The organism is Mesorhizobium sp. M7A.F.Ca.US.002.01.1.1, from assembly GCF_004022955.1.
Lineage (GTDB): Bacteria > Pseudomonadota > Alphaproteobacteria > Rhizobiales > Rhizobiaceae > Mesorhizobium > Mesorhizobium ciceri.
Genome location: NZ_RZQE01000400.1, coordinates 1 through 5,555, shown reverse-complemented (window position 1 = coordinate 5,555; position 5,555 = coordinate 1). Strand labels below are relative to the sequence as shown.

Here is a 5,555-nt window from a genome sequence, read left to right as displayed (position 1 = left end):
GGGTTCCACGAGCCGATGGACTCGATGAACCGGCCGTCACGCGGCGAACGGGCGTCGGCAATGACGACGTGGTAATAAGGACGCTTCTTCGAGCCCGCACGGGCCAGTCGGATCTTCAACGGCATTTCTTTTCTCCTAAAAACTAAGTTCGTTGATTGGGTTTCAGTTGGTTTTCGTCACGCCGTTGGAAGCGGCGATCTGTTCGTGGTGGCGGATCACTTCGCGGACGACGAAGTTGAGGAACTTTTCCGCGAAATCCGGGTCGAGATGGGCATCCTTCGCCAGCTGGCGAAGCCGGGCGATCTGCTGCTGCTCGCGTGCCGGGTCGGCCGGCGGCAAGCCATGAGTCGCCTTCAGCACGCCAACCGCCTTGGTGCAGCGGAAGCGCTCGGCAAGCATGTGGATGAGGGCTGCGTCGATGTTGTCGATCGACGCCCGGTAATCTGCCAGGAGGGCGCGGGCGTCGGCCATGTCCTTTTCTTCGTTCATGGCGTCCTCACTTCTTCTTGCCAAGGCCGGGCAGCCCGCCACCGCCGAGGCCGGGAAGCCCGGGAAGTTTCATGCCGCCGGGCAAACCTGGCATGCCGCTGGGCAGGCCACCGCCGCCGGGAAGGCCTTTCATGCCGCCGCCTAGGCCGGCTGCCTGCGCCTGCTTCTGCAAGGCTTCGAGCTGCTTGGGGTCCATCTTCGACAGGTCCGGCATGCCGCCGCCCATCATGCCACCCATACCGCCGGGCATCATGCCGCCGAGGCCCATCTTGGAGGCGAGGCCGCCCATCATGCCGCGCATCAGGCCGCCGCCTTTGCCCTTGCCGCCCATCGCCTTCATCATGTCGGCCATGCCGCGATGCATTTTGAGCAGCTTGTTGATTTCGGCCGCGTCGGTGCCGGAACCGGCAGCGATGCGCTTCTTGCGCGAATGCTTGAGCAAATCGGGATTGGCGCGCTCTGCCTTGGTCATCGACGAGATGATGGCGAGCTGGCGGCCGAACATCTTGTCGTCGAGACCGGCGGCGGCCATCTGGTCCTTCATCTTGCCCATGCCGGGCATCATGCCCATGATGCCGCCCATGCCGCCCATCTTCGACATCTGCTGAAGCTGGCCGGCGAGATCGTTCAGGTCGAACTTGCCCGACTGCATCTTCTTGGCCATCGCCGCCGCCTGTTCGGCGTCGATGTTCTCGGCGGCCTTTTCGACGAGCGAGACAATGTCGCCCATGCCGAGGATGCGGTCAGCGATGCGCTTGGGGTGGAATTCCTCCAGCCCGTCCATCTTTTCGCCGGTGCCGATCAGCTTGATCGGCTTGCCGGTGACGGCGCGCATCGAAAGGGCAGCACCGCCACGGCCGTCGCCGTCCATGCGGGTCAGCACGAGACCGGTGATGCCGACGCGCTCGTCGAAGCTCTTGGCCAGGTTGACGGCGTCCTGGCCGGTCAGCGAATCGGCGACCAGCAGGATTTCGTGCGGGCTCGATACCTTCTTGATGTCGGCCATCTCGACCATCAGCGGCTCGTCGATATGGGTGCGGCCGGCGGTGTCGAGGATGACGACGTCGTGGCCGCCGAGCTTGGCCGCCTGCACGGCGCGGCGCGCGATGTCGACCGGCGACTGGCCGTCGATGATCGGCAGCGTGGCGACCTTGACCTGTTCGCCGAGCTGGCGAAGCTGCTCCTGCGCGGCGGGGCGCCGCGTGTCGAGCGAGGCCATCAGGACCTTCTTGTTCTGACGCTCGGAAAGACGCTTGGCGATCTTGGCCGAAGTGGTTGTCTTGCCGGAACCCTGCAGGCCGACCATCATGATGACGACCGGCGCCGGGGCATTGAGATCGATGGCGACGCCTTCAGCGCCGAGCATGTCGACCAGTTCGTCATGAACGATCTTGACGACCATCTGGCCGGGCTTGATCGACTTGACCACGGCAGCGCCGACGGCCTTCTCGCGCACCTTGTCGGTGAAGGAGCGCACCACTTCCAGCGCCACGTCGGCTTCGAGCAGCGCACGGCGCACCTCGCGCAGCGCCGCCGAGACATCAGCCTCCGACAGCGCGCCGCGGCCGGTCAGGCCGTTCAGGATCGAACCAAGACGTTCCTGTAGCGATTCAAACATTCGTTTTCCTTTTCCCTGGCACCCGGATGGTGCCCGAGAGGTAATGCGTTCGCGCCCAGTGTCCAACCAAAAGTCCAAGCAAAAGCCAAAACCAAAAAGCACCCGGGGGCGCTCAGCGCTGCCGGGTGTTGGCCTCCAGGATCGATTTACAGCACTTCACCTCAAAGAGGTTTCGGCGTCCTGGTCGGCTTGCTCGGAGGGATACTCGTCGCGGAATTCGGGGCGTGTAGACAGGAAATCTGCGCAAGAGTCAAGACAAGGGCCGGGTAGCGTCATTCCCGGACCCGCATTCAGGCCGTGCTCGTGCGGTCCGGAAGCTCGGCGGCGACCTTGAGCGGCGAGCGCGGATGCAAAAGCAGCCCGATGGTCAGCAGGCTGCAGGCGATGCCGATGAAGGCGATGAGAACCGCATCCGACGTTGCCCAGCCCGGTCCCTCGAGCGGCCTGGCGTTGAACAGGGCGAAGGAATTGTAGCTTTCCTGATGCGAGATCAGCAGGAAGCCGGTCAGGTTGTTGCCGAGATGAGCACCCAGCGCGGCGCCGAGATTGCCTGTTGCGTAAACGACAAGCGTCAGCAGCAACGCGAAAGCGGCGATCGACGCCAGCACACAGGCGTTGATGGCTGGCGACGAACTCGCACTCCAATGCAGCGAGGTGAACAGCAGGGCCGGCAGCAGCGCCCAGATGAACGGGCTCTTGAACCGGCTGGCGAGACCGCGCAGCAGGTAGCCGCGAAACAGCAACTCTTCCGACGAGGTCTGCAACAGAGTGAGCGCGGCGATCGGGATCGCAAACAGCAGCCAGGACGACAGGCTGATCGGGCCGCGCGCGATCTGCGGCTGCAAGAGATAGAGCAGGATTTCGGAGATCAACGAGGTGATCAGCACCGCGATCAGCCCCTTGAGGAAGCCGGACCACGAAACACGCCGGCTGTTGCCGAGCAGCGCCGACAGCTTCTCGCCATGCACCCAGCGCATCGCGACCCACAGGCCGATCCAGATGCCGGCGAACGAGACGAGCGCGGCGAGGATGCCGATGGGCGAGGCGAGGAAACCCTGCATGCCGGATGATGGGGCCGCCTGCCGGGCGAAGAAGGCATAGGTGCCGCCGACCAGCACGGCCACGGTGGTTGCTGCCCAAAAAAGGACAACGATCCCCGTTCCGAGCAACAGGCGCGGCAAGGTCGTCCTGGCGTTCGGCGAATGCCTGTAGCGCTCGAAGGCGGCCGGATCGATGGTCACGCGGGCTCCTTTGCCAAAGTCATCGCCTATTGACTAATCGATGGCCCGGAAAATCGGAATCGTTTTCCGCAAAGCACAACCCTCAAAGCAGCGTCGGCGCAGAAGAGGCGGCGCTGCGGTGCCGCCTGCCGGCGGCCGCTGCTGTGGCAGCGGCCGCTTATGCCAATTGTCGTCAGCGCACGACGTACATGATGCGCCGGGTCTGCGGATCGATCAGCGCCCGCTGGCCGTTCACATAGACATAGCGGTAATTGTAGTCCGGAATCTCGCGCAGCTCGACGGTGTCGGGCAGGGTCGCGCCGGTGACCACTTCGCCTTCCAGATAGATGGGATCGAGGCGATGCGTGTCGACATAGGTGCGGACTTCAGCCGGGGGCGGCGGGAAGTCATCGACGACCGGATCGCTGGCGATGATCGCGCCGGTATAATCGGTCGAGTAGTTGCCGATGTCCTCCGGCGGCGAGACGACAGCAACGCTGGCGCGCCGTTGCGTCAGCACCACCCGGCTGCCGCCTATATCGGCCGTCACATAGTCGGAATAGACCCAGCCCTGGCCGCCGGCCTCGGCTATGGTGCACCATTTGCTGTTTTCGATGCAGCCATTGAGCGTTGCCGACTGACCGGCGGCGAGCACGCCGATGACAGGGTATTGCGGGCCGGGTCCGGCGCGAACGTTAAGGTCGGTGACGGCTGAGACGGCGGTGTCGGCAAACGCGGCGCCCGACATCACGGTCAGCATTCCGGCGACCGCCGGAAACAACAGGGATTTCATGGTTTCTCTCCGTTTTCATGGTCCCTCGCCAGCGAAAACGGGGCAGCAGCTCATGCGTTCCCGCTAAAGCGCCTGTGCCAACTCACGATTTGTTCCCTGTTCTCCAGGCAAATCGGTCAGAAGTTCGTGAACGAAGTCCAATTTCCGCGCCGTGACGTCCGAAATGACAAAGGGATAGAGGTCCGGCAGGCCCATGCAGCGGTTGATCGAATTGGAGGCTTCCGACAGCACCAGCCAGCGGGCAAGGATCTTTTCGAAAGACTCGGGCGCGGTCGGCGGCTCCGAGGGTGCGGCCTGCAATTCGCCGCCGGTGTCGCCGCGCGGCAAGTCGTTGGCCTCCACCGTCTCCAGCCGGCCGAGCGGAAAGTTCAGTGCGTGCACCATTTCCAGCGTGTCGGTGATGTGCAGGTGGTGAGCCCAGGTCTCGGCCCAGTCCTCCCATGGATGCGAGGTCGCATAGGCCGAGATGTGGCCTTGCTGCCAGTCGGGCGGCGCACCATTGGCATAATAGGCCTTCAGCGCCTGTTCGTAATCGGCGCGGTCATCGCCGAACAGTGCGCGGAAAGCTTCGAGCCGGTGCGGATCGTCGCGGATCAGGCGGTCCCAATAATAGTGCCCAAGCTCATGACGGAAATGACCGAGCAAGGTGCGGTAGTTCTCGCCCATCTCGACGCGGCGCTTTTCGCGCTCGGCCGAATCCGCCTCGGCGACGTTGAGCGTGATCAGGCCATTGTCGTGGCCGGTCAGGATCCGCTCGCCGCCGGGGCCGCCGCCGATCGGATCGGCGAGGAAGTCGAAGGCCAGCCCGATCTCGTCGGCGGGGTTCTGCTTGGGCGCCACCGGCAGCCCGAAGGCCAGCAGCGAATAGATGGCGCGCTTCTTCGCCGCTTCGACACGGATCCAGCGGCGGCGGTTGCCGTCGACGGAGAGATCCGGGATCAACTGGTTGAGCGCACAGGCGCGGCAAAAGGCGTGTCCGGGCTCGGCCATCCAGTTGCAGGCGCATTCATCGGCGTTGGTGCACTGGAAGATGCCGTCGGCGCTCGCCAGCGCGAAACAGGCGTGCTCGGGATCGTAGAGCACGGGGTTCCCGCAGTTCAGGCACTGGGCGTTCTCGAAATAGATGCGATGGCCGCAATGGGGGCAGTCGAAGAGTTTCATGTCGGTCTCAATTCACCGGAGGTGACATAGATGTTCACGGCGGCCCGTGCCCAACGCGAACAGCCGCGCGGCGTTCCACATTTTCCTGAAGCTATTTGGCCGCAAGCTGGGCGACAACCTGTCTTGCCACCGCTTCGCCCGACAGCCGTGCGCCGCCGCAGGTCTGCATTAGCGGGCCGGCCAAGTGCTCGCCGGCGAAGAAGATCTTGTCGGCCACCGGCTGCATGAGCGCGGCGCGCGCCAGGGAACGGCCAGGGCGGGCGGCGGCGTAGGC

The 5,555-nt window shown here is 64.2% G+C and carries 6 protein-coding genes and 1 pseudogene; all 7 read right to left on the bottom strand.

Annotated features, from left to right (window positions below; all coding sequences use genetic code 11):
- A partial coding sequence (rpsP, locus tag EN932_RS27815; RefSeq protein WP_128369221.1) for a 30S ribosomal protein S16 occupies positions 1 to 125 on the bottom strand: 125 nt, incomplete at its 3' end.
- A 37-nt stretch (positions 126 to 162) separates the two neighbouring features.
- The gene (locus EN932_RS27810; RefSeq protein WP_013528801.1) at positions 163 to 489 is read right to left on the bottom strand and encodes a chorismate mutase; all 327 of its coding nucleotides are present in this window, start codon (positions 487 to 489) and stop codon (positions 163 to 165) included.
- 7 nt (positions 490 to 496) lie between these two features.
- A complete protein-coding gene (gene ffh, locus EN932_RS27805) occupies positions 497 to 2,107 on the bottom strand; it encodes a signal recognition particle protein (RefSeq protein ID WP_024504031.1) in 1,611 nt (536 codons plus the stop codon).
- Between the two features lie 290 nt (positions 2,108 to 2,397).
- A complete protein-coding gene (locus EN932_RS27800) occupies positions 2,398 to 3,348 on the bottom strand; it encodes a CPBP family intramembrane glutamic endopeptidase (RefSeq protein WP_127369377.1) in 951 nt (316 codons plus the stop codon).
- 172 nt (positions 3,349 to 3,520) lie between these two features.
- Complete coding sequence (locus tag EN932_RS27795) at positions 3,521 to 4,120, bottom strand: DUF1236 domain-containing protein (RefSeq protein WP_027162879.1); 600 nt, start codon at positions 4,118 to 4,120, stop codon at positions 3,521 to 3,523.
- A 63-nt stretch (positions 4,121 to 4,183) separates the two neighbouring features.
- Complete coding sequence (locus tag EN932_RS27790; RefSeq protein WP_013528805.1) at positions 4,184 to 5,281, bottom strand: putative zinc-binding metallopeptidase; 1,098 nt, start codon at positions 5,279 to 5,281, stop codon at positions 4,184 to 4,186.
- Positions 5,282 to 5,372: 91 nt separating this feature from the next.
- A pseudogene (locus EN932_RS27785) lies at positions 5,373 to 5,555 on the bottom strand (FAD-dependent oxidoreductase); the annotation flags it as partial.

Bases quoted from the DNA above. Each gene is read 5' to 3' on its own strand.
- EN932_RS27810 (WP_013528801.1), bottom strand. From the start codon at position 489: ATGAACGAAGAAAAGGACATGGCCGACGCCCGCGCCCTCCTGGCAGAT.
- ffh (WP_024504031.1), bottom strand. From the start codon at position 2,107: ATGTTTGAATCGCTACAGGAACGTCTTGGTTCGATCCTGAACGGCCTG.
- EN932_RS27795 (WP_027162879.1), bottom strand. From the start codon at position 4,120: ATGAAATCCCTGTTGTTTCCGGCGGTCGCCGGAATGCTGACCGTGATG.
- EN932_RS27790 (WP_013528805.1), bottom strand. From the start codon at position 5,281: ATGAAACTCTTCGACTGCCCCCATTGCGGCCATCGCATCTATTTCGAG.